This window comes from Pseudomonas sp. W5-36, from assembly GCF_046540455.1.
GTDB lineage: Bacteria > Pseudomonadota > Gammaproteobacteria > Pseudomonadales > Pseudomonadaceae > Aquipseudomonas > Aquipseudomonas graminis_B.
Genome location: NZ_JAXCIQ010000005.1, coordinates 356,434 through 380,560 on the forward strand (window position 1 = coordinate 356,434; position 24,127 = coordinate 380,560).

The 24,127-nt window shown below is 64.0% G+C and carries 23 protein-coding genes and 1 pseudogene; 7 read left to right on the forward strand and 17 right to left on the reverse strand.

Translation table 11 applies throughout. The features are described 5' to 3' along the window. Positions 1–89: 89 nt before the first annotated feature. The 10 genes and pseudogenes from gspM to SLW74_RS12180 form a co-directional block, all read right to left on the reverse strand. Positions 90–680, reverse strand: a pseudogene (gspM, locus tag SLW74_RS12135) (type II secretion system protein GspM); the annotation flags it as partial. Continuing rightward, a complete protein-coding gene (locus tag SLW74_RS12140) occupies positions 670–1,701 on the reverse strand; it encodes a PilN domain-containing protein (protein ID WP_410929018.1) in 1,032 nt (343 codons plus the stop codon). The gene SLW74_RS12140 and the pseudogene gspM, both read right to left, overlap by 11 nt. Further along, on the reverse strand, positions 1,698–2,432 hold the full coding sequence (locus SLW74_RS12145; RefSeq protein WP_410929019.1) for a type II secretion system minor pseudopilin GspK: 735 nt from the start codon (positions 2,430–2,432) through the stop codon (positions 1,698–1,700). The genes SLW74_RS12140 and SLW74_RS12145 overlap by 4 nt, the downstream gene beginning before the upstream one ends. After that, entirely contained in the window at positions 2,429–3,040 is a 612-nt protein-coding gene (locus SLW74_RS12150) for a prepilin-type N-terminal cleavage/methylation domain-containing protein (RefSeq protein WP_410929020.1), read from the reverse strand. The genes SLW74_RS12145 and SLW74_RS12150 overlap by 4 nt, the downstream gene beginning before the upstream one ends. Positions 3,041–3,051: 11 nt before the next feature. Beyond that, positions 3,052–3,420, reverse strand: coding sequence for a type II secretion system protein (locus tag SLW74_RS12155; protein ID WP_410929021.1), 369 nt, complete (start codon positions 3,418–3,420; stop codon positions 3,052–3,054). Next, positions 3,417–3,854, reverse strand: a complete 438-nt coding sequence (locus tag SLW74_RS12160; RefSeq protein WP_410929022.1) for a Tfp pilus assembly protein FimT/FimU — start codon at positions 3,852–3,854, stop codon at positions 3,417–3,419. Before SLW74_RS12160 ends, SLW74_RS12155 begins: the two co-directional genes overlap by 4 nt. Position 3,855: 1 nt before the next feature. Next, positions 3,856–4,281 (reverse strand): type II secretion system major pseudopilin GspG, encoded by a 426-nt coding sequence (gene gspG / locus SLW74_RS12165; protein WP_065989019.1) that lies wholly within the window; start codon positions 4,279–4,281, stop codon positions 3,856–3,858. Positions 4,282–4,291: 10 nt separating this feature from the next. Then, positions 4,292–5,494, reverse strand: a complete 1,203-nt coding sequence (gspF, locus tag SLW74_RS12170) for a type II secretion system inner membrane protein GspF (RefSeq protein WP_192130437.1) — start codon at positions 5,492–5,494, stop codon at positions 4,292–4,294. A 2-nt stretch (positions 5,495–5,496) separates the two neighbouring features. Next, complete coding sequence (gene gspE, locus SLW74_RS12175; protein ID WP_065989098.1) at positions 5,497–7,215, reverse strand: type II secretion system ATPase GspE; 1,719 nt, start codon at positions 7,213–7,215, stop codon at positions 5,497–5,499. Positions 7,216–7,324: 109 nt separating this feature from the next. Continuing rightward, entirely contained in the window at positions 7,325–7,552 is a 228-nt protein-coding gene (locus tag SLW74_RS12180) for a hypothetical protein (protein WP_065989026.1), read from the reverse strand. Positions 7,553–8,022: 470 nt separating this feature from the next. On the opposite strand from SLW74_RS12180, the gene SLW74_RS12185 reads away from it, so the two are divergent. Further along, a complete protein-coding gene (locus SLW74_RS12185; protein WP_065989028.1) occupies positions 8,023–10,764 on the forward strand; it encodes a beta-glucosidase in 2,742 nt (913 codons plus the stop codon). Between the two features lie 144 nt (positions 10,765–10,908). Here SLW74_RS12185 and SLW74_RS12190 read toward each other — a convergent pair whose 3' ends face one another. Next, positions 10,909–11,535: a TetR/AcrR family transcriptional regulator gene (locus tag SLW74_RS12190; protein ID WP_296308254.1), complete on the reverse strand. Its 627-nt coding sequence runs from the start codon at positions 11,533–11,535 to the stop codon at positions 10,909–10,911. A gap of 289 nt (positions 11,536–11,824) precedes the next feature. On the opposite strand from SLW74_RS12190, the gene SLW74_RS12195 reads away from it, so the two are divergent. Continuing rightward, positions 11,825–12,046, forward strand: coding sequence for a hypothetical protein (locus SLW74_RS12195; RefSeq protein ID WP_192130441.1), 222 nt, complete (start codon positions 11,825–11,827; stop codon positions 12,044–12,046). Between the two features lie 47 nt (positions 12,047–12,093). On the opposite strand, the gene SLW74_RS12200 is transcribed toward SLW74_RS12195, so the two are convergent. From SLW74_RS12200 to SLW74_RS12225, 6 genes are all read right to left on the reverse strand, one after another. After that, positions 12,094–12,234: a DUF2256 domain-containing protein gene (locus SLW74_RS12200; protein ID WP_065989039.1), complete on the reverse strand. Its 141-nt coding sequence runs from the start codon at positions 12,232–12,234 to the stop codon at positions 12,094–12,096. Then, complete coding sequence (locus tag SLW74_RS12205; RefSeq protein ID WP_410929023.1) at positions 12,231–13,769, reverse strand: cryptochrome/photolyase family protein; 1,539 nt, start codon at positions 13,767–13,769, stop codon at positions 12,231–12,233. The genes SLW74_RS12200 and SLW74_RS12205 overlap by 4 nt, the downstream gene beginning before the upstream one ends. Positions 13,770–13,955: 186 nt before the next feature. Continuing rightward, positions 13,956–14,261, reverse strand: a complete 306-nt coding sequence (locus SLW74_RS12210) for a protealysin inhibitor emfourin (protein WP_065989052.1) — start codon at positions 14,259–14,261, stop codon at positions 13,956–13,958. 25 nt (positions 14,262–14,286) lie between these two features. Further along, positions 14,287–15,351: a M4 family metallopeptidase gene (locus tag SLW74_RS12215; protein ID WP_410929024.1), complete on the reverse strand. Its 1,065-nt coding sequence runs from the start codon at positions 15,349–15,351 to the stop codon at positions 14,287–14,289. Positions 15,352–16,368: 1,017 nt separating this feature from the next. Continuing rightward, complete coding sequence (locus SLW74_RS12220; protein WP_065990278.1) at positions 16,369–17,115, reverse strand: response regulator transcription factor; 747 nt, start codon at positions 17,113–17,115, stop codon at positions 16,369–16,371. Continuing rightward, positions 17,100–18,398 carry a GAF domain-containing sensor histidine kinase gene (locus tag SLW74_RS12225; RefSeq protein ID WP_410929025.1) on the reverse strand — a complete coding sequence of 433 codons (1,299 nt, stop codon included), beginning with the start codon at positions 18,396–18,398 and terminating at the stop codon, positions 17,100–17,102. The genes SLW74_RS12220 and SLW74_RS12225 overlap by 16 nt, the downstream gene beginning before the upstream one ends. A 327-nt stretch (positions 18,399–18,725) precedes the next feature. Between SLW74_RS12225 and SLW74_RS12230 the strand changes: the two genes are divergently transcribed. The 5 genes from SLW74_RS12230 (at position 18,726) to SLW74_RS12250 (ending at position 24,086) form a co-directional block, all read left to right on the forward strand. Next, entirely contained in the window at positions 18,726–19,700 is a 975-nt protein-coding gene (locus SLW74_RS12230) for an ABC transporter substrate-binding protein (RefSeq protein ID WP_296314975.1), read from the forward strand. A gap of 73 nt (positions 19,701–19,773) precedes the next feature. After that, complete coding sequence (locus SLW74_RS12235; RefSeq protein WP_410929026.1) at positions 19,774–21,231, forward strand: sugar ABC transporter ATP-binding protein; 1,458 nt, start codon at positions 19,774–19,776, stop codon at positions 21,229–21,231. Beyond that, entirely contained in the window at positions 21,228–22,205 is a 978-nt protein-coding gene (locus tag SLW74_RS12240) for an ABC transporter permease (protein WP_410929027.1), read from the forward strand. Before SLW74_RS12235 ends, SLW74_RS12240 begins: the two co-directional genes overlap by 4 nt. Next, the gene (locus SLW74_RS12245; protein ID WP_410929028.1) at positions 22,202–23,158 is read left to right on the forward strand and encodes an ABC transporter permease; all 957 of its coding nucleotides are present in this window, start codon (positions 22,202–22,204) and stop codon (positions 23,156–23,158) included. Before SLW74_RS12240 ends, SLW74_RS12245 begins: the two co-directional genes overlap by 4 nt. A 16-nt stretch (positions 23,159–23,174) precedes the next feature. Continuing rightward, positions 23,175–24,086, forward strand: a complete 912-nt coding sequence (locus tag SLW74_RS12250; RefSeq protein WP_410929029.1) for an SMP-30/gluconolactonase/LRE family protein — start codon at positions 23,175–23,177, stop codon at positions 24,084–24,086. Positions 24,087–24,127: the final 41 nt, after the last annotated feature.

Consider the following 24,127-nt stretch of genomic DNA (forward strand, 5'->3'; position numbering starts at 1 on the left):
AGATCGGCTTGCTCAGCGGGATCAGGCTGCTGTCGAGAGTCGGTCTCTGGCTCGGCGGCGGGGGCTTTGGACGGCAGCGCCTTGTGCGGCGCGGCCTGTTGCAGATACCCGCGTAACAGCAGGTGCACCTGCAAGCGTCCGGCGCCACCGCTGGCCGGCGCCGAGGTGGCGCGGCGAATGCTCAGGTTGTCGATGAACAGGAACGGCTGGCCGTATTCCAGCTCGTGGAGCAAACCCACCAGCGGCTCCATGGCGCAGTCGAGGGTCAGGCTGACTTTGACCTGACGATAGGGCTCGGCACTGTCGCGCTCGGGGGTGATCGGCATGCGCTGGGTGACCTGGCAACCGGGGCCCTGATCGGCGTGGGCCTTGACCAGATCGAGACTGCGCTGCATCAGGTCGGCGGCCACGGCGCTCGGGTCTTCGCCGGGCAACAGGCTGCTGCGGCTCGACGGGTCGCGGCGGGCGGCCTGCAACTGCTGCTCAAGGCTGTCGCGTTGAGCGAGTGCGCCGGCATAGCGTTGTTCTTGATGGCGCAGGGTCTCGGCCTGTTCCTGCAGATCGCTCAACGGATCAAGAAACCAGCTCTGCACCAGCAGCCACCAGGCCGCCCACAGCACAAGGGCCAGGGCGATCAGCGCGGCACCGCGACGTTCGCGCGGGGTCAGTTCACGGCGCATCGGCGGCCTCCTTGGGCAGCTGGGCGCGCAGGGAAAAGCGCTCTTTGCCGGTCTGCGCATCGGGCTGAATGATCCCCTGGAACTGCGCGTCGGTCAGGGTGCGGCAGTCTTTCATGCGGCTGATGAGGGCACTGGCCTTGGCGCTCTGGCCGGTGATCGACACGCTGCCGCTGTCGGAAATCTCCAGCTGCTCGACCCACGTGTCAGCGCCCAGGCAACCGGTGAGGTCAGCGAGCACGCTGGAGGTGGTGGGTTGCGCGGCCTTTTGCTGGGCCAGGTAGCGTGCGGCGCCTTGGGTGTTGATCAGTTCGCGGCGCAGGTTCTGTACGGCTTGCACCTGGCTGCGTTGCTCGTCGACGTGCTGTTGCATCGCTTCGACCTGCACCGTACGCGCATCCAGCCAGAGCACCATGCAGGTCAGCAGCAAGGCGCCACAGACCACGGCAAGGAAGCGCGGCAGGCGTGCGGAACCTGCGGTCGCTGGCTTCAGCTCGGCCGGCAGCAGATCGACATTCAGCCGTTCGCCCTTGGCGTTGCGCGCATCCACGGCATAGAGCGACAGGCCGCGTTCCCTGCAGCTGTCGATGATCGGCTGCAAACGCTCGCGCAGCACCGCCACCAGCAGCACCTGCGCCAGGGTTTTGCCTTTGCTGGTGACGCGCGCGACGTAATGCATCTGCTCGCGGGGGTAGGGCGTGTACTTGTCCAGCTCGAAACCGACCACGCTGTGCAGGTCGCGCAGCGCTGCCAGCGGCAATTGCAACGGTTGCGCCAGCACCATGCCGGCAGGGAGCATCAGGATCAGCCGCTCGCCGGTCTCGTGGGCAATGTGCTCGGGCAGGGGCCAGTCGATCAGCCGCTCGCGCACCTGGGGCATCAGCCGCGCGCGGACGCTGGCGGGCAGCATCGCCTGCAACTCGTCCAGCCACGCCTGCCACAGGTGCTGCGCCGGGCTGTCACGCCACTGACTGCGCACCCGGGCCTGCAAGGGCGCCAGTTGCTGTAAAAGTGATTGCTTCATTCTTGCCAACGCAGAACGCGATACGGTCGCGCTCCCTCCTTCGATGGGTTCAATAACAACGTGACGTTGAGCGTCGTGGTGTAACCGCCGGGCAATGTCGCCTGGCTTCGAATACTGATGACCGGTCCTGCGTCTTCGGTTGCGGGCCCGGCCTGGGGCAGCCCCAGCGCTTGCCGCAGCCAGGGCGACGTCATGCGCGGATCCGGCGCGCTCAGGCCGCTCCATAACGTGACGTGCGGGCTGGCGCACTGGTACAGCGGCTGGCCGATGCCCGGCAGTTCGCGCACTTCTTCGACCATCCGCAGCGGTGCCCGGTCACCGCCACGACGCTGTTCCAGGCCCTGCGCCACCTGCCGCGCCAGATCCGGATTCGCGCCGCACGCCACCAGCAGGCGGGTAAAGGATTCCGCCGGTGCCGCGTTGAGGTCGAGCTTGCCGGTCTCGCTGCCCAGGCTCACCGCCAGCGCGGCGTCATCGAAACGCAATTCATGGGGCTGGTTGTCGGCTTTCCAGTGCCGCACCGGGTCGCGGTCCAGCTGCGCCAGCACCGCCATGCCGATGCCAGCTTCAGCGGCGAGGACCCCTTGGGTGTGCTGGCGTTGCCACAGGGCCTGGCGGTTCTGCAAATGCACCCAGCCGAGCAAACCGGCCAGCAGGGTACTGAGCAGCGCCAGCACCCACAACACCAGCAGCAATGCGACGCCGCGCTGATTTTGCCGACCGCCGTTCATAACGTGTGCGCCTCGCCGGACAGGTCCAGGCGCAGGTTGATGCTCTGTAATGGCCACGGCACGGGGCCGCCCAGTTGCGCGTCGATGCGCACGCTGATCGGCAGGCGCCCCGGCCAAGGCCAGTGATCCAGCCATGCAGTCGATTCACCGGTGGGCGACACGCCGCGATAACTCAGTTGCAGCGAGCGCACGTCATGCAACAGCACCTGGGGCTCTTCGGCCGGCAACAACGTCTGACCGCGCAGGCGCTCCAGGCTGACCTGTAAGCGCTGACCGGCTGCCAGCGTCACGCTGTGCCGGTACAAACCGCCGCCCAATGTGGCGGGCAGCGGCGCATAAAAGCTCATGGCCTGGGCGTCGCCCTCGAACACCGGCGCCTGGCCGGGCTCGGACCCGCCGGCCGCCAGTGGCAGCGCCTGGCCGATGGCGTGGCGCAGAAAATTCTGGGTGGACCGTATTTCATCGAGCCGCGTGCTATAGCGCTCGGCCTTGGCCATGGCGCGGTTGGCCCCGGTGATCGCCGCGCCAACCATGGTCAGCAGCACGCCGAGCAGGCTCAACACCACCAGCACTTCGAGCAAGGTGAAACCCTGGCATTGGCGCGTCATTGAACGGCGCCTCATTGCCCGGCACCCGAGTCTGAGCTGCGCACTTGCAGGCTGCTGTAATGGGCGCGCCGCGCGCCGTCGCTCACCTCAAGGTCCAGGCGCCAGGCCGTCGCCGGTGCATTGCCGCGGGGCAGTGCGCTGACATCCATCTGCCAGGTCACGCCGCTCCACTTGCCCTCCGTGCGACCCGGCTGCAAGCGGCCGGCGCTGGCCTCATCAATCAGCGAACGCGCGGCCAGACTCAGCCGGTCGCTGCGTTGCGCCTGCTGCAAGGCCCGCGCGCTCTGCCCGAACGCCACCACCAGCACGCTGCTGCACACTGCCAGCACCGCCAGGGCAGCAAGCATCTCCAGCAATGTGAAACCGCGCTGACGCGTCAATTGAGCGTGCGCAACTGAACGTTGCCGGTCAGCCAGTTGATGTCGACGCGCCAGTGTTTGTCGCCCCGGGCCAGCAGCAGATGGCCACCGCTGGAACCGCCGTCGGGGTAGAACTCGAACGCCGGGCCCAGGCCGTCGGCGGTCTGCAATTGCACACGCATGTCGTCGGGCAGTTGCACCGGCTTCAGGTGCGGGCCTTGAAGGCGCCCGTTGCGCAGGTCAAAGCGTGTCTGCGCCGGTTGCCCGCTGACGATCGCCTGCACCCGCGCCGCGCGCAGGGATTGCACCACCTCGCTCAACGCCCGACGCTCACCGGCCGCGTGCAAGCCCCGACCCACGCCAAAGCTCACCAGGCCGACGCTGATGCCGATCAGAACGATCACCACCAGCAATTCGAACAGGGTGAAGCCGCGGGCGCGGGGCAGGGCGCGCATGTTATTCCCAGTTACCGATGTCGGCCTTGTAGCCGTCACCGCCAGGCTGGCCGTCCTGACCAAAGAAGATCAGGTCAAAGCTGCCGTGCTCGCCCGGGTAGCGGTAGCCGAACGCGTGGCCGAACGGATCTTTCAGGTCCGAAGGCTTGGCGTACGGGCCGGCCCAGCCAGTGGCGTTGGCCGGCTTGGTCACCAGTTGCTGCAGATTGGCCGGCGGCGTGCCGACGTCCAGGCCGTAGCTTTCGACCTTCATGCCGAGGCTGGCGAGTTGCGCCTTGCCCGCGCCGTACTTGCCCTTGTCGACGTTGCCGCCGACCTGACGCACGACGATGGTGGCGACAATGCCCAGCAGCACGATCACGGCGAGCATTTCCAGCAGGGTGAAACCGCCCTGGCGACGGCCTTGGGCAGCGTTGAATCGGGACATGTGTATTTCCTCAAATGTTACTGGTAAGGCTCATCAGCGGCAGCATGATGGCGAGCATGATCACCGCCACCATCACCGCCATGACAACGGTCAGGCTCGGCACCAGCGCCGCGAGCAGACGGTCGATGCCGCGCTTGGCTTCGACGTCGAAGACGTCGGCAACCTTGAGCAGCATGCCGTCGAGGTTGCCGGCCTGTTCGCCGACTTCAATCATCTGCAGGGCCAGTTCGGGGAGCAGCGGTTGCTCGCCGAACGCCTGGGCCAGCGTCCCGCCACCCTTGACCCATTCGGTGGCTTGTTCGACCTGGGCGCGCAGGGCGTAGTTGCCGCAGACCTGACGGACGATGGTCATCGCCTGCAACAGCGCGACGCCGTTGCTCAGCAGCGTGCCGAGGGTGCGCGCCAGACGCGCGGCTTCGATCCGCTGCAACAGCGGGCCGATGACTTTGATGAACAGCAGGCGTCGGTCATGACGCTGGCGCCGTTGCGGATCGCGGCGCAGCACCGCGACGGTCCAGATCAGGCCGACGATCGCACCGAGCAGCAGCAACCCGTAAGCGCTGAGGAACTCCCCCAGCCACAGGATCGCCTGGGTTATGAAGGGAATCGGCACGCCCAAGTCACGAAAGATCGGCACGAACTGCGGCACCACGTAGGCCAGCAGCAGGGCCAGGGAACCGAGCACGCCGACCACCAGAAAGATCGGGTAGATCAGCGCATTGATGACTTCGCCGCGCAGCATCTGGCTGCGCTCCAGGTACTCGCTGAGTTGACGCAGGGTGTTTTCCAGAGAGCCGCCGGCCTCGCCTGCGCGGACCATGCTGATGTACAGGCTGGAAAACTGGCCGTGCTCTTCTTCCAGCGCCTGGCTCAAGGGTTTACCGGCCTTGACCTGTTCGCGAATTCGTTCGAGCAGCGCCTGACGCTTGGGCTCGTGGGTCTGTTTGAGGAGGATGGTCAGGGCGCGTTCCAGCGGCTGGCCGGCGCCGAGCAGGGTCGCCAGTTGCTGAGTGAAACTCACCAGCGCCGCGCCGTTCATGGCGCCCCGGCGCATGGCCGCACGCAGGCCACTGTTGGTACTGGCCTCAAGGCTGAGCAGCAACAGGCCGCGTTTGTGCAGGACGGCTGTTGCCGCGGTCTGATCGGCGGCTTCGAGGGTGCCGTGTTGGGCGACGCCGTCGGCATCCAGAGCGCGGTATTTGAAATGGGCCATGGTCAGTCGCCACGCGTAACGCGCAGCACCTCTTCAAGGGAGGTCACGCCGGCCACCGCCTGGCGCAGGCCTTCTTCATACAGGGTGCGCAGGCCACCACGGCGGGCCGCCTGTTCCAGCGTCGAGGCATCGGCCTGACGCATCAGCAGGCCGCGCAGTTCTTCGTTCATTACCAGCAATTCGGTGATGGCGCTGCGGCCGTGATAACCGCCGCCGGGCAATTCGCTGGCGGGGCGATACAGGGTGATGGGACGCTGATCGGTGAAGCGGTCCAGGCCGTGCTCGGCGACCAGTTCCGGCGGTGCTTCGAAGGCGATGCGCGTGAGCGGATCGAGCCTGCGCACCAGCCGCTGGGCCAGAATGCCTTTCACGGTGGAGGCGATCAGGTAGCTTTCGACGCCCATGTCCAGCAGCCGCGTGATACTCGCCGCCGCACTGTTGGTGTGCAGGGTCGACAACACGAGGTGACCGGTCAGGGACGATTGAATGGCGATGCGGCAGGTTTCCAGGTCACGCATCTCGCCGATCATGATCACGTCCGGGTCTTGCCGGACGATGGAGCGCAGGGCGCCGGCGAAGTCCAGACCGATGGCCGGCTTGACCTGAATCTGGTTGATGCCCTCGAGCTGATACTCGACCGGGTCTTCCACGGTGATGATCTTGCGCTCGGCGGTGTTGAGCCGTGACAGTGCGGTGTACAGCGTGGTGGTCTTGCCGGAACCGGTGGGGCCGGTGACCAGCAGAATGCCGTGGGGGTTTTCCAGCACGTCGAGGAAGTTCTGCAGGCGTTCGCCGTCCATGCCCAGGCTGGGGAAGTCGAAACTGACGGTCTGCCGATCCAGCAGACGCATCACTACCGACTCGCCGAAACTGGTGGGCACCGTGCTCACCCGCAAATCCAGCTCTTTACCCTGGATGCGCAGCATGATGCGGCCGTCCTGGGGAAGGCGCCGCTCGGCGATGTCCAGCCGCGCCATGATCTTCAGTCGCGAAATAATGGCAGCTGAAGAACTGGAGGGCGGTGCTTCCGCTTCGTGGAGGACGCCGTCGATGCGATAGCGCACTTTCAGCTGGCTCTCGAACGGCTCGATATGAATGTCGGAAGCGCGTTGCTCGACGGCCCGCTGCAGGATCAGGTTGACCAGTCGAATGACCGGCGCCTCGGACGCGAGGTCCTTGAGGTGCTCGATGTCTTCTTTGGCGCCGTCGTGCTCGTCGAGGGTTTCGATCAGCGAGCCCATGGCCGAACGGCCCTGGCCGTAATAACGCTCGATCAGCCCGTCGACCTCGCTGCCAGCGCCGACCGACACGTACACCGGCGCCTGGCAGGCGTAGGCCACGGCGTCCAGCCCATAGGCATTGCCCGGGTTGGCGGCCAGGACGTGCACCCCATCGGCGTGGGCGCCGATGGGCAGCAGGCGATAGTGGCGCAGAAAGCGTTCGCTCAACTCTGGCAACGGCTCGCCGGACAGCGTCACGTTTTCCGCCAGCAGCAGCGGCGCCTGCAGCGTTGAGGCCCACGCCTTGGCCAAGTCCAGTTCGGACACCAGCCCCAAGCGGGTCAGCAATTCGGTCAGCGAACTGCCTTCCGATTCCTGGGCCAGTCGCTGTGCCCGTTCCAGATCACCTGTCTTGAGCCCGGCATTGGCCAACAGCCAGGCACACAGCGCTTCGGCCGAGTGCGCGGTGAGTTGCTGGCTATTGATAGGGGACAGAGGAATGGACACAGCACCGGTTCAAATAAGAGAGGCCTCTGACGAGACCTCGGGGGGATCAATTACATGACGTGCATAACAGTATGCTGCTTAACAGCAACTGAACGGCAGTGCGTTAGTTTGTCGCAGATGAAGTGTTAGCGGACGGACGGCCACGCTTGTTTTCATCAGCCTGATTCTGTTTGGTGGCTTTTTTCACGGCTTTTGCATCTTGCGTCTGGGTCATGACGGTAGAATCTGCTGCGCCGGAGATAGTTTCCTGAGTGTCGGAATCAGCGGCCATAGTTGCAGTTGCGAACGACAGGGTCAGTGCGGCGATGGCGCCCAGTACTGGCAGTTTCATGTGTTGTTTCTCCAATGTTTGTCATGTGTTTGAAATGATCGAAACGCTGGCTCGCAGCGCAGGTTCATCACTCGCTCGGGGAGCGAACCCCAGCATTTACGGGGTTTCAGGGGGTGAGCGGTGAAAATTGCTAAACCTACAGACCTGTAGGTTTAGTAAGAGTTCAGGTGATGTATCAAAAAATGTCGAGTTTGTTCGAGATTGATTATTTTGTTTGACATCAATTGAAAACAATTGCCTTAATTTAAACGTCTCGGGCAATGCTCGTGCAGTTGGGTGGCTCATCGCCATTAACATAAGTTACAGAGGATCATATTGCCCTTACTCATCGTCCTGTTATAACGCCACTTTCCATTCGCCGATGTTCTTTCGAGAAATATCGGTATAGGCAGCGTATTGCCTGAAAACAAAGGCTTGTGGCGTGTCAACTGCGACAAATGAGCGCGGGTGGTACTTGGAGAGCGTCCCCTATGCGAAACCGTAAAACTTTCGGTGCCCACTCGGCACTGGCTTTGTTGAGCCTGGCCATCTGCCACGCCAACGCAGCCGACACCACCACCCAAGAGCAACTCGCTGCCAAGGAACTGCGCGCGGACAAAGCCGCAGAAAAAACCCTGGCGAAGATGACTCAGGAAGAAAAGCTGGCCTACATCGGCGGCATCGGCGGCTGGGACGTCAAACCGCTCAGCCAGTACGGCGTGCCACAGATCCACGGCGCTGACGGCGGCGCAGGCATCCGTTACACCAGCGAAGGCAACGATCCGGGCGTGGTCTATCCGTCCGGCCCGAACCTGGCGTCCACCTTCAACCCGCGCCGCGCCATCGATTTCGGCCGCGCCCTGGGCTACGACACCGCCAGCGGCGGCTACCAGTTCGTCACCGGCCCGGGCATGAACCTGTACCGCATGCCGTGGAGCGGCCGCGCCTTCGAATACCTCTCCGGTGAAGACCCGTTCCTCGGCGCCAGCCTGGGTCCTGCGGTGATCAACGGTATCCAGCAGCGTCGCGTCTGGGCGGAAGCCAAGCACTACGCCGGTAACGACCAGGAAACCAACCGTTTCATCCTCAATCAGGTCATGCCTGAGCGCGTCCTGCGCGAGATGACCCTGCCGCCGTTCGAATCCGCCACCAAGAACAGCACCGTGGCGATGATGATGTGCTCGTTCCAGAAAGTGAACGGCGAGTACGCATGCGAGAACAAGCACCTGATCGCCGACATCCTGAAAAAGGAATGGGGCTTCAAGGGGCTGGTACAGAGTGACTACAACGCCGTCGTCCACGGTCTGCCAGCGGCACAAGCCGGCACCGACCTGGACATGATGGGCGGCCAGATGAACAGCAAGGTGCTCAAGCCTTACCTGGACAGTGGCGAGCTGGACATGGCGACCATCGACGACAAGGTCCGCCGCATCCTGAAGAACATCTACCTGTACCAGTTCGACAAGTTCGCACCGCTGACCACGCACAACATGAACAGCGCTACCAGCAACAAGGTCGCGCTGAACATCGCTCGCGAAGGTATCGTGCTGCTGAAAAACCAGGGCGACGTGCTGCCGCTGGACAAGAACAAGGTCAAGCGCATCGCCGTCGTTGGCGACCTGGCCAAGTACGCGCCGCCGACCGGTTTCGGCAGTGCTCACGTTGACGCCACCCGTTATATCAGCGAGCTGAGCGGTCTGCGCCAGATCGCACCGGGTGCTCAGGTGGAGTTCCTCGACAGCCTGTCCCTCGACCCGACAGCGATGCACTGGACCACCACCGACAGCAAAGGCAACAGCGTTGCGGGCATGAAGACCGAGTACTTCAACAACGCCACCTGGTCCGGCGATCCTTCGGCCACCCAGATTGACACCTACGTCAACCTGGACTGGTCCACCGACAGCGTGCCGAGCAACGGCGACACCGCCAACACCTCGATTCGCTGGAGCGGTCAGGTCACCCCGACCATCAGCGGCGACCAGGTCTTCAAAATCCGTGCCGACGGCGCTGTGCGTCTGTGGGTCAACGGCGAGAAGGTCATCGACAACGGCGACGGTGAGAACATCACCAACAAAAGCATTCCGCCGACCATCCCTGTTTCCGGCAAGATCAAGCTGGAAGCCGGCAAGGCCTACGACGTGAAGCTTGAGTACTCGCGCCGTGACGGCTACCTGTCGACCATGGGCGGCCTGGTGGGCGTGCAGATGTCGACCGCTTCGCTGACCGCACCTTCCGACCTGTCGCAATACGACGCGGTCGTGGTTGCCGTCGGTAACAGCGCTGAATACGAAGGTGAAGGTTTCGACCACAGCTTCGATCTGCCTGAATACCAGAACGAACTGATCCAGAACATCGCCAAGGCCAACCCGAACACCGTGGTGACCATGCACGGCGGTACCGCGCTGAAAATGAGCGACTGGATCGACCAGGTTCCGGCTGCGTTGCACGCGTTCTACCCAGGTCAGAACGGTGGTCAGGCCCTGGCCGAGATCCTGTTTGGCAAGGTCAACCCGTCGGGCAAGCTGCCGATCAGTATCGAGCGCAACATCGAAGACAATCCGCTGTATAAGGATTTCCCGGCCTTCGATAACACACGCACCAAGGTCAAGGAAATCACCTACGCCCACGACCTGACCATGCTCGGTTACCGTGGCTACGACAAGACCAACACCAAACCGCTGTTCGCGTTCGGTCACGGCCTGTCGTACACCCAGTTCACCTACAACAACATCTCGGTCACCCCGGGCGTTGCAGTGGGCAACACGCCGATCAAGGTCTCGTTCGACCTGACCAACAGCGGCAAGCGTGCCGGTTCCGAAGTCGCCGAGCTGTACGTCGGCCAGCAGAACCCGACCGTCGAGCGCGCCGTCAAAGAGCTGAAAGGCTACAAGAAGGTCTTCCTGCAGCCGGGCGAAACCCGTCACGTCACCATCGAACTCAACGATCGTTCGCTGGCGTACTTCGACGAGGCAAGCAAGCAGTGGGTGATCGATGCCGACACCTTCAACATCAGCCTGGGCGCGGCCTCGGACGACATCCGTCTGAACGCCAAGCTGGTCAACTCGTTCCGCCAGGAACTGTCGACCACCACCAGCAACCCGCTGCCACGTTCGGCGCTGAACTCGGTCAAAGTGACCCTGCCAGCGGTGAAGACCGGCGGTGTGCTTGATCAGGCCGAAGGCACCGACGCAGCCGATGGCAACAGCGACTACGACGGCAACACCGAGTACTGAGTGATCACAACGGGAAAGGGCTGAAACACTGGCCGGTGTCGGGATCTGATCCCGGTGCTGGCTGAGGCCTGAACCCGCGTGGCAACTTGAGCTCGAGTGACAGAGAGTGAGGCGATCCGGCCAGCCCGGATCGCCTCATTTTTTTTAGGCGCGGATAGCGCGCTCGACCTGGGCCATGTAACTGTCGAAACGCTGCACCAGATCCACTTTGTCCGGGAAGCGCAGCCACTGCAGCTGCAACCCGTCCATCATCGCCAGTATCTGGTGGATGAGCGCATCCAGGTCCACATCCCCACGCACCTCGCCGGTGGCCACCAGATGGTCGAGCCGTGCCCGCATGCGCCCGTGAATCGTCACGTAGCGAGACTGAAACCACTCCCACCCCGGATGACTCTCCACCAGGCTTTCGGCATTGAGCATGCTGAACGCGCGAATCACGCCGGGCGCCGTCGCGCTGGAACGGTTGATCTGCCGCAGGCCGCTGACGAAGCCCTGCAGCGTCGGCTCGCTGTGCAGGCTGCTGATCACCTTGTGGTTGACCTCGTCGCGGCGCGCGAGCACGCCCATCAGCAAGGCGACCTTGTTCGGAAAGTGGTGCAGCACGCCCGCCACCGAGATGCCGGCGATGTCGGCGATGCGGGCAATGGAGGAACCGGTGTAGCCCTCCAGCGAAAACAGTTGCAGCGCGGCGTCGAGAAGTTCTTCGCGGCGCTTTTCACCCTTGGGGGCGCGACGGGTGCGGGGGAGTGTGTCTGACGTATTTCCTGTCATCGGGTTTACCTGGCGTCTCCATGATTTGCAGGTGTCTGGGCGATTCAGCAGGCCTTTCCCGTCGCCGGATTGCGAGGCGCAAAAGGCAAAACGGGCGCGGCACGTCGTCGCGGCGGCTGAAACGGCACGCTCTGTTTAAGGGCGCGACCGGATTTTGGCAAGCGAAAACTGATATTCAGGACTGTCGCCGAGCGCGCACCACCGTTCGGGTGAGGCCCTTCCAGAAAGTGGGAACTCCCGTCGCGCGTGCCTCTCCTTTGAAGTAACTGACCCACAAGGAGGATCCACTGTGAACGAACAAGCCAATCCCGGAATCGCCTATCTGATCGAATGTGCCCAGGAGACGACGATCGATTCGCGGCTGTTTGCCATTTACGAAGCCCTGGCCGAAGCGGGCGGGCTCGTTCCCCAGGAATACTTGATCAAGGTGGCACGCGAGACCACGGCCGGCCCCAAGCAGCAATTGTTGATCAGGCTGATCGGCCGAGCCAGTCGCGCACAGGTCCACTGATCAGGCGGGGCACCCCAGGTGGGCCCACTGACGCCGATTGAACCCTTTCACGACTCGGAGCGCTTGCCCCGCCGGCAGCGCTCCGAGCAGTAACGCACCTCATCCCAGCAGCGCGCCCATTTTTTCCGCCAGGTGAACGGCAGTCCGCAGACCACGCAGGTTTTCACGGGCAGCTCGCTCTTCTTCAAATCGCCTCTCCGGCGTCGAGTTTGCCCAGCAGCGACTCGCCCCTTTGCCACAGCGCGTCCTGCTTCGCCTCGGTCATCCGATCAAGATTCTTGTAGACCATGCCCATGCGTTGATTGGCGCGCAGCAGGTTGCTGTGGCGCATCACGAAATGCCAGTACAGCGAATTGAACGGGCAAGCGTCTTCCGTGGTGCTTTCCTTGACCTTGTAGGCGCAGGTGCCGCAGTAGTCGGACATGCGCTTGATGTACTGGCCGCTGGCGCAATAGGGCTTGGAACCGAGGTAGCCGCCATCGGCGTGCATGACCATGCCCAGGGTGTTGGGCAGCTCCACCCATTCGAAGGCGTCCATGTAGATCGCCAAGTACCACTCGCAGATTTGCGTGGGCGCGATGCCGGCCAACAGGGCGAAGTTGCCGGTGACCATCAGCCGCTGAATGTGATGGGCGTAGGCGTGTTCGAGGCTCTGGCCGATGGCCTGGCTCATGCAGTTCATTTTGGTCTGGCCGGTCCAGTAGAACTCTGGCAGCGCGCGGGTGTTGCCGAATGCGTTGCCGTCGGCGTAGTCCGGCATCTTCAGCCAGTAGACGCCGCGCACGTATTCCCGCCAGCCGATCAGTTGGCGGATGAAACCCTCGGCGGCGTTCAGCGCGACGCCGCCCGACCAGTACGCCGACTCCACGTCGCTGCACAGCTGGCGCAGGTCGAGCAAGCCGATGTTCAGCGCCGCGCTGATGCGCGCGTGGAAGAGGAAAGGCTCATCGATGGCCATGGCGTCCTGATAGTCGCCAAACGCCGCCAATCCGTAATCGAGGAAGTACTGCCACAGGGCCTGGGCGTCGGTGTGGGTCACCGGGTAGTCGAAATTGTCCAGCGAGCCGTAGTGGCCGGAAAACCGTTCACCCACCAGTTCCAGCACGTCGCGGGTGATGGCGTCCGGGGCGAAACGCGCGGGATAGGGCGCGGCGACCTTCTTCGGCAGCGCCTTGCGGTTTTCGGCGTCGAAGTTCCAGGCACCGCCCACCGGCGTACCGTCGCTGTTGAGCAGCAGCCCCTGCTTGCGGCGCATTTCGCGGTAGAAGAACTCCATGCGCAGCTGAACCTTGCCGCTGGCCCATTGGGCGAACGCTTCGCGTGAGCACAGAAAGCGCGTGTCGCTGTGCCAGACCAGCGGCACGCCGCATGCTCTGACCGAGTGCTCCAGACGCCAGTCACCGCACTCGGTGACGTGGACTTCCTCGGCCTGCAACGACGCGTGCCAGCGCTGCAATTCGGTCGGCACCGAGCCTGTGTTCAGCGCATCGTCCAGCGTCACGTACTGGACGATGATGCCGCGCTCCTGCAGCGCTTGGGCGAAATGGCGCATGGCGCTGAAGATGAGGGCGATTTTCTGCGGGTGATGGGGGACATGGGTCGCTTCTTCCATGACCTCGACCATCAGCACGGCATCGCGTGCGGGGTCCAGTTCGGCGAGGGAAGCCAGGTCGAACGACAACTGGTCGCCGAGGACCAGGCACAGACGGCGGACAGGCATCATGGGCAGGTCTCGGGTGACAAGGACGGTTTGCCGGGCATCGGCTTTGCCTGGGCGTGAGCGGCAGGGGGCGAGTGAAGGTCGGGCAAGGGATTCCTGAATGGCGGCAAGTGATGGCAGGGAAGGGAGTGAAGCGCCGAGCAGAGCGTTCTGCCCGGCGCGCAGTCAGGGGGCCAGGCGGTCAGAGGGCTATCCGGACACGTGGCGCCTGACGCACTGCATCAGGCCTTGCAACGGACCGGACTCCACCGGGGCGGGGACGCAGACCGTGCGCTCCCGGTCGCCTTCGCTGATGGTCAGCGTGTAATGCTGCATGCCGCGCAACGCACGGGCCGGGCGCCGACCTTCCGGCAACGCGAAGAACTCGGACGCGTCGACCAACTGCCGCAGCTCTCGCTGGTCGGGTTCGGGCAGGGCGTCCACTTCAATGGTGTTGGGCTTGTTCAGCCCGGGAAAAAAAGCGACCCCGCCGCTTTCGCTGAATGAGATACGCATGTGGGTGGTTCCTCGTCATGGCGGATCATTGCGCGTTAATGCCCACGGCCGCCCAGCCTTCTTGTACCGCGATTTGGGCCGCTTCGCCTACACCGTACAGCCGGCCGGCAACGTCATGGGTGATCCGCGCAAACCGCACGAAGCCGGCATTGGGGCGCAGACGTGAATCGCGCAGCGCGTCATACCAGATGCGCCCGGCCTTTTCCCAGGCATGACCGCCGATGCGCGTAGCCACTTGATAGAACGCGTGGTTGGGAATGCCCGAGTTGATGTGCACGCCACCGTTGTCGTCGTAGGTGTGGACGAAGTCGTCCATGTGGCCGGGTTGCGGGTCCTTGCCCAGCACGGCGTCATCGAAGGCGGTGCCGGGGGCTTTCATCGAGCGCAGGGCGCTGCCGGTGATCTGGTCGGTGAACAGCCCTTCACCGATCAGCCAGCTGGCTTGTTTGGCGGTTTGTTTCAGGGCGTACTGCTTGATCAGCGAGCCGAATACGTCAGACATGGACTCGTTCAGCGCGCCGGCCTGGTTGAAGTAGACGAGCCCGGCTTCGTCTTCGGTGACGCCGTGGGCCAGTTCGTGGCCGATCACGTCGAGGGCGATGGTGAAGCGGTTGAACAGTGACTGATCGCCGTCCCCGAAGACCATCTGGGCGGAGTTCCAGAAGGCGTTGTTGTAGCCTTTGCCGAAGTGCACGGTGGCGTCGAGGGCCATGCCGGCATCGTCGATGGAGTTGCGGTCGAACACGTCGAAGAAGAAGTCGAAGGTGGCGCCGAGGCCTTCGTAGGCTTCGTCGACGGCAATGTCGCCGCTGGCGGGTTGGCCTTCGCCGCGTACGAGGGTGCCGGGCAGGGTTTCGCCGCCGTCGGCGGTGTAGATCGAACGGCGTTTGCCGGTGAGGGGGGCTGCGGCCAGGTGCACGAGGCGTCGGTCGGGTTGTGCGCTGAGGCGCAGGGAGCGAAAGGTGTCGTCTTTGGCCCGGGTGCGCAGGGCCGCTTCCCGCTGGGCTTTGTTGCCGTTGCGGGCTATCTGGTCGAGCAGGTAGGGCGGGATGAGGCAAAGAATGGGGTTACGCGTGTGGTTCCTGCACATGGGCAATGCTCCTGAGTGACATCGTTCAGTTGAGCGAGGCGTCGCGGTCTCGCTTTAATCGACAAGCTTGGATGCTGTCGTGTTCCCCAGGGTCAAAAGCGTCTGCCTGGGGGCAGACTGTTTCGCCTTCGGCGAGTTACTTGGAAAAGCACCCCAAGTAACCAAGGGTGCTTGCTCCTGGTTTGGCCCTTCCTTCGTCAGGGTTCCTTCACTTCGGTCTCGCTCCGTGGGCCCGCTGCCATCCGCCATCCATGGCGGGGGGCAGCTCTCGCCGCATCCATGCGGCTCGGCCCACTCCACGAGACCTGCGTTCAGCCTGCACCCAAGTCGCGATTGGCGGTGACTGGACTTTTTGCGTATGAAGATCAAAGGCGCCTCTAAAGCAGATCAAAAGCTTCCCGGCTAAAGCCGGTCCTACCGGGTATACGCGGTGCTTTTAGTGGGACCGGCTTCAGCCGGGAAGAGGCCAGCTCAGGCGCCGACATGATCGTTCCCACGCTCCGCGTGGTAACGCAGCCCCGGACGCTCCGCGTCCCGAAGACAACGCGCATTCAGGCCGGGGGAGGTGACGCGGAGCGTCACAGGATGCATTCCCACGCGGAGCGTGGGAACGATCACGCGAGAGCACGCGGTCCAATCGTAGGACCGGCTTCAGCCGGGAAGCCTTTGATCTGCTTTTGATCTTCTCCGCGGTAGTTCAAGCACCGCAAAACGCGACTTTGGTGCAGGCTGAACGGAGGTCTCGTGGAGTGGGTCGAGCCGCATGGATGCGGCGAGAGCGCCGTCAGGACATGGATGTCCGTTCGGCGCGGGCCCACGGAGCGAGACCGGAGTGAAGGAACCCTGACGAAGGAAGGGCCCAACCGAGAGCAAGCACCCTTGGTTACTTGGGGTGCTTTTCCAAGTAACTCGCCGAAGGCGAAACAGTCTGCCCCCAGGCAGACGCCCTTGATCTTCTCTCAGCCGCACCGCGCACTCCGGGGACAGATTAATTTACGGTGAAGCGCTGTAAATAAATCAGTCCCCTCCAAACCGATGCCGCGCCGGGTTCTTCAGCCACAGTTGCAGTTCGGCCTCGGCCTGTTCCAGCGCGGTGCGGTTGAGCAGGCGGCGGAGCAGGGCGACGTTCACGGCGCGGGCGCGGAGGTTGAAGGCGGTGCTGCGCTCACCCGCCGCATCGGGCTGATAGACGCCGAGCTTTTCGTACAGCTGCTGCAGCCGGTTCTGCACGCTGCGCAGCGACAGGTTGCGGCGGGTGGCGATGGTGCGGTCGGTCAGGCCGAGGGCGATGTCTTGCAGCACCTCGTATTCGCCATCACTCAGCCCGGACAACTGATCGTGGGCCTTGAGCTGCACGCCGCGAATCTCGCGGTCGATCACGCACTGCTGCTCGATGAACAATCCCCGCAACGCCAGACGCAAGCGTTCTTCCGAAGCGGTCTTGAGGATGTAACCGTAGGCCGCGCCCTGGGGCACGATGCGCGCGATACCCCGCACGTAGGCCTCGTCGGAGTAATTCGACCAGAACAGAATCGACGTGTCCGGCTGCTGCCTCCAAATGGTCTTGGCCGCTTCGACACCGGTGCGGCAGGGCATCTGCAGGTCCATCACCACCGCGTCCACCGGGCTTTGACTAAACATTTGCTCGCCGATCCGGCCGTCTTCGGCCTCCAGCAAGCGCGTGCATTCCGGCAGGGCCACTTCGATCACTTCGCGCAGGAACGCCCGGTGCACCGGGTCGTCTTCAATCAGCAGGACTTGCATGGCGTCTCCGTTAAAAACGCAGGCACGCAAACAGCTGCCGCCTCATCAACGATGGCGAGATCAGCCAGCGGCAGGCACACCCTTACCCGGGTGCCTCGCCCGTCGGGCCCGCGTTCGATAAACAACTGCGCCGCCATCAGTTGCGCGCGCACCTGCATGTTCTGAATGCCGCCGCTTTTGAAACCACTGCCCACGTCCAACCCAAGGCCGTCATCGTCAATCGTCAGTTGCAACAGGCTGCCTGTGTGGCTGATGTGGATGACGATACTGTCCGGCATCGCGTGCCTGATCGCGTTATTCACCGCTTCCTGAATGATGCGGAACACCGCGACTTTCACCGACTCCGGCAAGCGGTCGCCCATGCCGTCGGTGCTGTCCTGCAGGCGCGTTTCGATGCTCAGGCCGCTGTCGCGCACGCTGCGCCGCAACAGGTCTTCAACGCCTTCTTCAAAGCCGAACAGCTGCAGCACCGTCGGCTTGACCGCATCAATGAGCTGTCGCAGCTCCTGCATGCTGTCCTTGAGGGCCCGGGCAATCCCGCGCAAGTCCTCGCCCGGCACGCTGGGCAGGGTTTGCAGGCGGGCGATGCGCCGGTGCAGGCGGGTCATGTCGGCGAGGGTCTGGTCATGCAAGTCCATGCCCACCCGCTGCCGTTCGCGCTCCAGCTCCTCGGTCAGACGCAGCGCGCCCTGGCGCAGACCTTCCTCCCGCGCACGCACTTGAGCTTCGGCGATTGCCAGTTGCTTGGCCTGCTCGGTCTGGCGCAGGGCGTACACGTAGGAGGCCAGGAGATCGGCGACGTGCTGGGTGTGGCGCACGTCGTCCAGGGTGTAGAAATGCTCGGTGTGTTTCGAGCAGCTCAGCGCGCCGATGATTTCGCCCCGCGCCCGCAGAGGCACGTGCAAGCGGCTGCGCAGGCGGGCGTCGAAAATCGGGTGGTTGACGGCGCCGGGGAAGGCGAAGCGTGCGTCGTTCATGGCGTCGTGGGTCAACAGAAACGCCTGCTCGCCCAACAGCACGGCGCGGATCGGGCTGGTGTGCACCGGCATCGGCTGGGCGACATCGCCCCATAGCGTGTGCACGCCGCTTTCATAGGTGATGTGCTCACGGCCGTCGAGCACGAACAGGCACACGTCGAGGTGGTCGTGGGGCAGAATCGGGCTGATTTCCCGAGAGACGGCGTCAATCATCGACTGGAAATCCAGCTGACCGGCGAGGGCGCGGGAAATACCGAGAAAATGATGCAGCACGTCTTCGGCAAGGGTGTGCGGTCGCTGTGCCATGGGCTCCAACCTGTTTTTATTGTCTGGATAGAACACTTTTTGTAAACGAACAGGGATGCAGTCCGGGCATTATGGCCCCTGTGCAGCAAAAAGAACGCTGGATCCTGCAGGTCGCTTGCGGGATCCCGCATCAGGTCTGCACGATTGACCACTGACGCTCTTCACCGGCCAGTGCAGACTCGCCGCGTACTGTTCGTAACAAGGTGCGACCGACGCCGTCGGCCACCCTGCAGCCCCCATAAAAATAACAAGGGTTCAACTATGAAAAGTCGTCGTCATCCGCTACGCCGTTCATTGCTGTGTGCCGCACTGGCTGTGGCGCCCCTGATGGCTCTGCCCGTCGCCTCCCACGCCGATACGGCCGACAAGAAGATCGCGCTCTCCAACAACTACGCCGGCAACTCCTGGCGCCAACTGATGCTCGCCAGCTGGCAGCAGACCACCGACAAAGCCGTCAAGGATGGCCTGATCGCGTCGGCTGACAGTTTCACCACGGCGGAAAACCAGGCCACCGAGCAGGCCGCGCAAATCCAGAACCTGATCCTTCAGGGTTATGACGCCATCGTGATCAATGCCTCGTCGCCAACCGCCCTCAACGGCGCGGTGAAGCAGGCCTGTGACGCCGGGATCATTGTCGTGTCCTTCGACGGCACCGTTTCCGAACCCTGCGCGTACCGCATCTCCATGGACTTCAAGCAGACCGGCATCGAGCAGATGGACTACCTCGCCGGGCGCTTCCCTCAGGGCGCCAATGTGCTGGAAGTGCGCGGGCTGGCCGGCGTGTCGGTGGACGAGCGCATTCACTCCGGCATCACCGCCGGCGCGCAGAAGCACCCGAACCTGAAAGTGGTCGGCGAAGTGAACGGCAACTGGTCACCGACCGTGGCGCAGAAAGCCGTTTCCGGCGTGCTGCCCAGCCTGCCGAAAGTCGACGCCGTGGTGACCCAGGGCGGCGAAGGCGTCGGCATTGCCCAGGCGTTTGTCGCGGCAGGCCGTCCGTTGCCGGCGATCATCTTCGGCAACCGCGAAGAAGAGCTGAGCTGGTGGAAAAAGCAAAGCGACGCCCAGGGCTATCAGAGCTTCTCCATCAGCAGCGGACCGAGTATTTCCAGCCTGGCGTTCTATGTCGCGCAGCAGTTGCTCGACGGCAAGCAGATGCCCCATGACCTATTGTCGCCTGCGGTCACCGTCACTCAGCAGACCCTCGATGCCAGCCTGAAGGACCTGCCCAAGGGCGGGATCGTCAGCGAGACCTACAGCGTCGACGACGTCGCCAGGCTCAAGCCCGCCGCGTCCCAGTGAGCTTTCCCCTGTGAGCCTGTCCATGTAAGCAAAGCAGGCCGCGCTGCCTGCGGCCCGCCAAGGAATTCCGACCATGAACGCAAATGGACCTGTGCGGGTGGCCTTCGCGGGCGCCGGCAAATCGTTCGGCGCCGTGCGCGCCCTGAGTGACGTCGACCTGAGCGTGCGCGCCGGCGAATGCCTGGGCCTGATCGGCCATAACGGCGCGGGCAAGTCGACCCTGATGCAAGTGCTCGCCGGTACCCTGGCCGCCGACTGCGGGCAGCTGTTGATCGAAGGTCGCGACCTGCGCGAAGGCTATTCGGTGCAAGTGGCGCGGCAGCACGGCATTCGCTGCGTGTTTCAGGAGCTGTCGCTGTGCCCGAACCTCAACGTGGCTGAGAACACCCGGCTGATGTCACCGGCCCTGCGCGGCTTCGGCTGGCGGCGTCGGGCCGGTGCGCTGATCGAAGCGATGCTGGAGCAGATTTTCCCCGGCCACGGCATCGAAGCCGATGACATCGTCGCTGACCTGTCCATCGGCAAGCGGCAGATGGTGGAGATCGCCCGGGCGTTCATCAATGTCGATGAGCGCCTCGATTTGATCATCCTCGACGAACCCACCTCATCCCTCGACGCCCGTGTCGCCGAGCAGCTGTTGCGCCATGTGCGACGGTTCGTCGAGGGCGGCGGCAGCATCGTGCTGATCAGCCACATCCTCGGCGAAATGCTCGGCACCTGTGACCGCATCGCGGTGATGCGTGACGGCAGAATCGTCGAAACCCGTGCGGCCCGAGACTTCACCCATGATTCGCTGGTGGAAGTCATGGGCGGCACGGCCCGCGAACAGCAGCAGGCAGTACAAGCTTTCGCCTCCCGACGTGAGCAGGGCATTCCCCGCGTGCAACAGCGCCCGGCGCGTCAGGCCGATGGCCGCTCGGTGCAGGCGTTTGCCGGCGAGGTCGTCGGCCTGTCCGGGCTGGCCGGGCACGGCCAGAGCCAGTTACTCACCCAGGTGCTGCGCGACTGCATCAAGCACGGTACCGGCGCCAGTTTCGTCGCCGGCGACCGCCAGACCGACGGCGTGTTTGCGCTGTGGTCCATCGGCGAAAACATCACCATCGGCTCACTCAACCAGCTCAAGCGCGGCGTGCTGCTGAACCCTGACGCCGAGCAAGCGATGGCCGATGACTGGATGAAGCGCATGGGCATCCGCACCCCTGACATGCGCAATCCGATCCTGTCGCTGTCCGGCGGTAACCAGCAAAAGGCGTTGTTTGCCCGGGCCCTGGCGTCCGACAGCCAGATCATCCTGATGGACGACCCCATGCGCGGCGTCGACGTCGGCACCAAGCGCGAGGTGTATTCGATTCTGATGGAGGAGGCGGCCCGCGGCCGCACGTTCATTTGGTACACCACCGAGCTGGAAGAGCTGACCTATTGCGACCACGTGTATGTCTTCCGCGACGGCCAGGCCGTGCTCGACATGCCGCGCAGTGAATTGAGCGAGGAGCGCATCCTGCGCAGCTCCTTCGCCGAGGAAACCCCATGAATGCCCCATTGAATTCCGTTGCCCGCGCCCCCGTCGCGACGCGCAACAACGCCGCGCGCCGTGCCCGCATGCTCCGCGCCGCCTTGCCGGCGGTGTCGCTGGCGACCATCTTCATCATGCAGCCCCGGGCCATGAGCTACATGGGCCTGAACCTGATGCTCAACCTGGCGGTGCCGATCGCCCTGGCAACCATCGCGCAGATGCTGATCATCAGCGTCAACGACCTCGACCTGTCCATGGGCAGTTTCATCAGCTTCGTCGCCTGCGTGGCGGTGACGCTGCTCGATCAGCACCCGTTCCTCGGCTGGCTGGCGCTGGCCGGGTGCGTGGGCGTGTACGCCTTGCTCGGCGCGTTGATCCACAGCCGCAACCTGCCGTCGATTGTCGTCACCCTGGGCATGTCGTTCATCTGGGTCGGCGGCGCGATTCTGCTGCTGCCGTCACCCGGCGGCACGGCGCCGCAATGGCTGCAGGCGCTGGTGCGGATCAAGCCGCCGCTGATTCCGCTGGCGATCATCGTCTGCATCGTGCTCGGGCTGGCGATGCACTTTTTCCTGATGCGCTCCACCGTCGGCGTGGTGCTGCGCGGCGCCGGCGGCAATCCGCTGGCGATCGCCAAGGCCGGCTGGTCGCTGCTTCGCATCAAAGTGGCGATGTACGCCATGGCCGGGGGCTTCGGTGTGCTGTCGGGTCTGTTTCTGGTGGGGTTGACCACGTCGGCCGACGCCAACGTCGCGCTGCGTTACACCCTGTTGTCCATCGCCGGGGTGATCCTCGGCGGCGGCGAGTTCGTCGGCGGCCGCGTGTCGCCCATGGGCGCGGTGCTCGGTGCGCTGACCCTGGTGCTGGCCGGTTCGCTGCTCTCGTTCATCCGCATCTCGCCTGACTGGCAGATCGGCGCCCAGGGCGCGATTCTGATTTTCGTGCTGGCGCTGCGTGCGGCGGTCAATCGTCTGGAGGTACGTCCGCTATGAGCACTTCATCCCTTGCAGCGCTGCGCGGCAAGCCGTGGCTCTGGTCATTTCTCGCGGCGTTATTGATCTGGGTGGCGACCCTGGTGTTCACCGGCGGGCAGGGCGCAGGCGCTTTGCTGTCTGGCGCGCTGGCGTTCTCGACGTTCTTCGCAATTGTCGGCATCGGCCAGATGTTCGTCATCAGTACCGGGCCGGGCAACATCGACCTGTCGATCCCGGCCAACATCGCCCTCAGCGGTGCGCTGGGCATGAAACTGATGGACGGCCAGGACGCGAACATCTGGCTGGGCGTGATCGGAGTGCTGGGCATCGGCGTGCTGGTGGGTTGTGGCAATTTCGCGTTGATCCGCCTGCTGCGCATTCCGCCGATCATCGCGACGCTGTCGGCCAGCTTCATCCTGCAATCCCTCGCCATCGCCTACGGCCGCAGCGTGCGGGTCCCGCCGCCTGACAGTTTCTACACCTTCGCCACGGGCCGCGTGTTCGGCGTGCCGTATCTCGCCATTGTGGTGATCGCCGTGGCGGTGCTCATGGGGTACGTGCTGACCCGCACCCGTTACGGCCGTTCGGTGCTGGCCATCGGGCAGAACGCCCGCGCCGCCGAACTGGCGGGGATTCGGGTCGGCCGCATGCGCTTCGCCACCTACGTGCTCTGCGCGGTGTTCGGCAGCTTGTGCGGCCTGACCCTGGCCGGGTTTTCCGGAGGCGCGTCCCTGGGCATGGGCGAGGAATACCTGCTGGCGTCCATCGCCGTGGTGGTGATCGGCGGGACCTCGGTGGCCGGCGGGTTTTCCAACGTGCCGGGCATCTGGGGCGCGTCGCTGTTTCTCTACCTGCTGGTGAGCATGCTCAACACCTTCGGCGCCAGTGCCGGGGTGCGGCTGATCCTCACCGGCCTGATCATCATCGCGGTGATTACCGCTGTCAGCGGACGCAAAAATGCCCGCGCCTGAATTAAGGATCGACCCCGTGTCCGACGACCTCTACGAATGCCATGACAAGCGTTTCCATCGCCTGATTCTGCCCAACACCCAGCTCGAACGCCTGTACGACCAATGCCGCTGGGCCGAAGGGCCGGTCTGGTTCAACGACGGCGGGTACCTGCTGTGGAGCGACATCCCCAACCAGCGCATGCTGCGCTGGACCCCGGAGCAGGGGGTGTCGACCTTCCGCACGCCGTCGAATTTTGCCAACGGCAACACCCGCGACCTGCTGGGCCGGCTGATTACCTGCGAGCACGGCACCCGCAGCGTCACCCGCACCGAACCGGACGGGTCGATCACGGTGCTGGCCGAGCGATTCGAAGGTAAGCGTCTGAACTCGCCGAATGACGTGGTGGTGCATCGCGATGGCGCGGTGTGGTTCACCGATCCCAGCTACGGCATCCTCACCGATTACGAGGGCTATCAGGCCGAAGAAGAGCAGCCGGGCCGCCATGTGTATCGCATCGACCCGGACAGCGGCGAGATCGCCTGCATGGCCAATGATTTCGTGCAGCCCAACGGCCTGGCCTTCTCCCCGGACGGGCAGACCCTGTACATCGCCGATTCCGGTCGCTCCCACGACCCCGATGGCCCCCACCACATCCGCGCGTTCGAGGTGATCAATGGGCGCGAGCTGGGGCAGTCGAGGGTTTTTGCGGTGATTGAGCCGGGCGTGCCGGACGGCATGCGCGTGGATGTGCTGGGCAATGTCTGGACCAGTGCCGGCGACGGCGTTCAGTGCTTCGCCGCCGACGGGACGTTACTGGGCAAGATCCGCCTGCCGGAGAAGGTCGCCAACCTGACCTTCGGCGGCCCGCGCCGTAACCGCCTGTTCATCACCGCCAATACGTCGTTGTATTCGGTGTACGTGGCGGTGGCGGGGGCCCAGATGCCTTGAGCGATGACAGGGCAGGGCGCGCGGGATTTACGCCGCGCGCC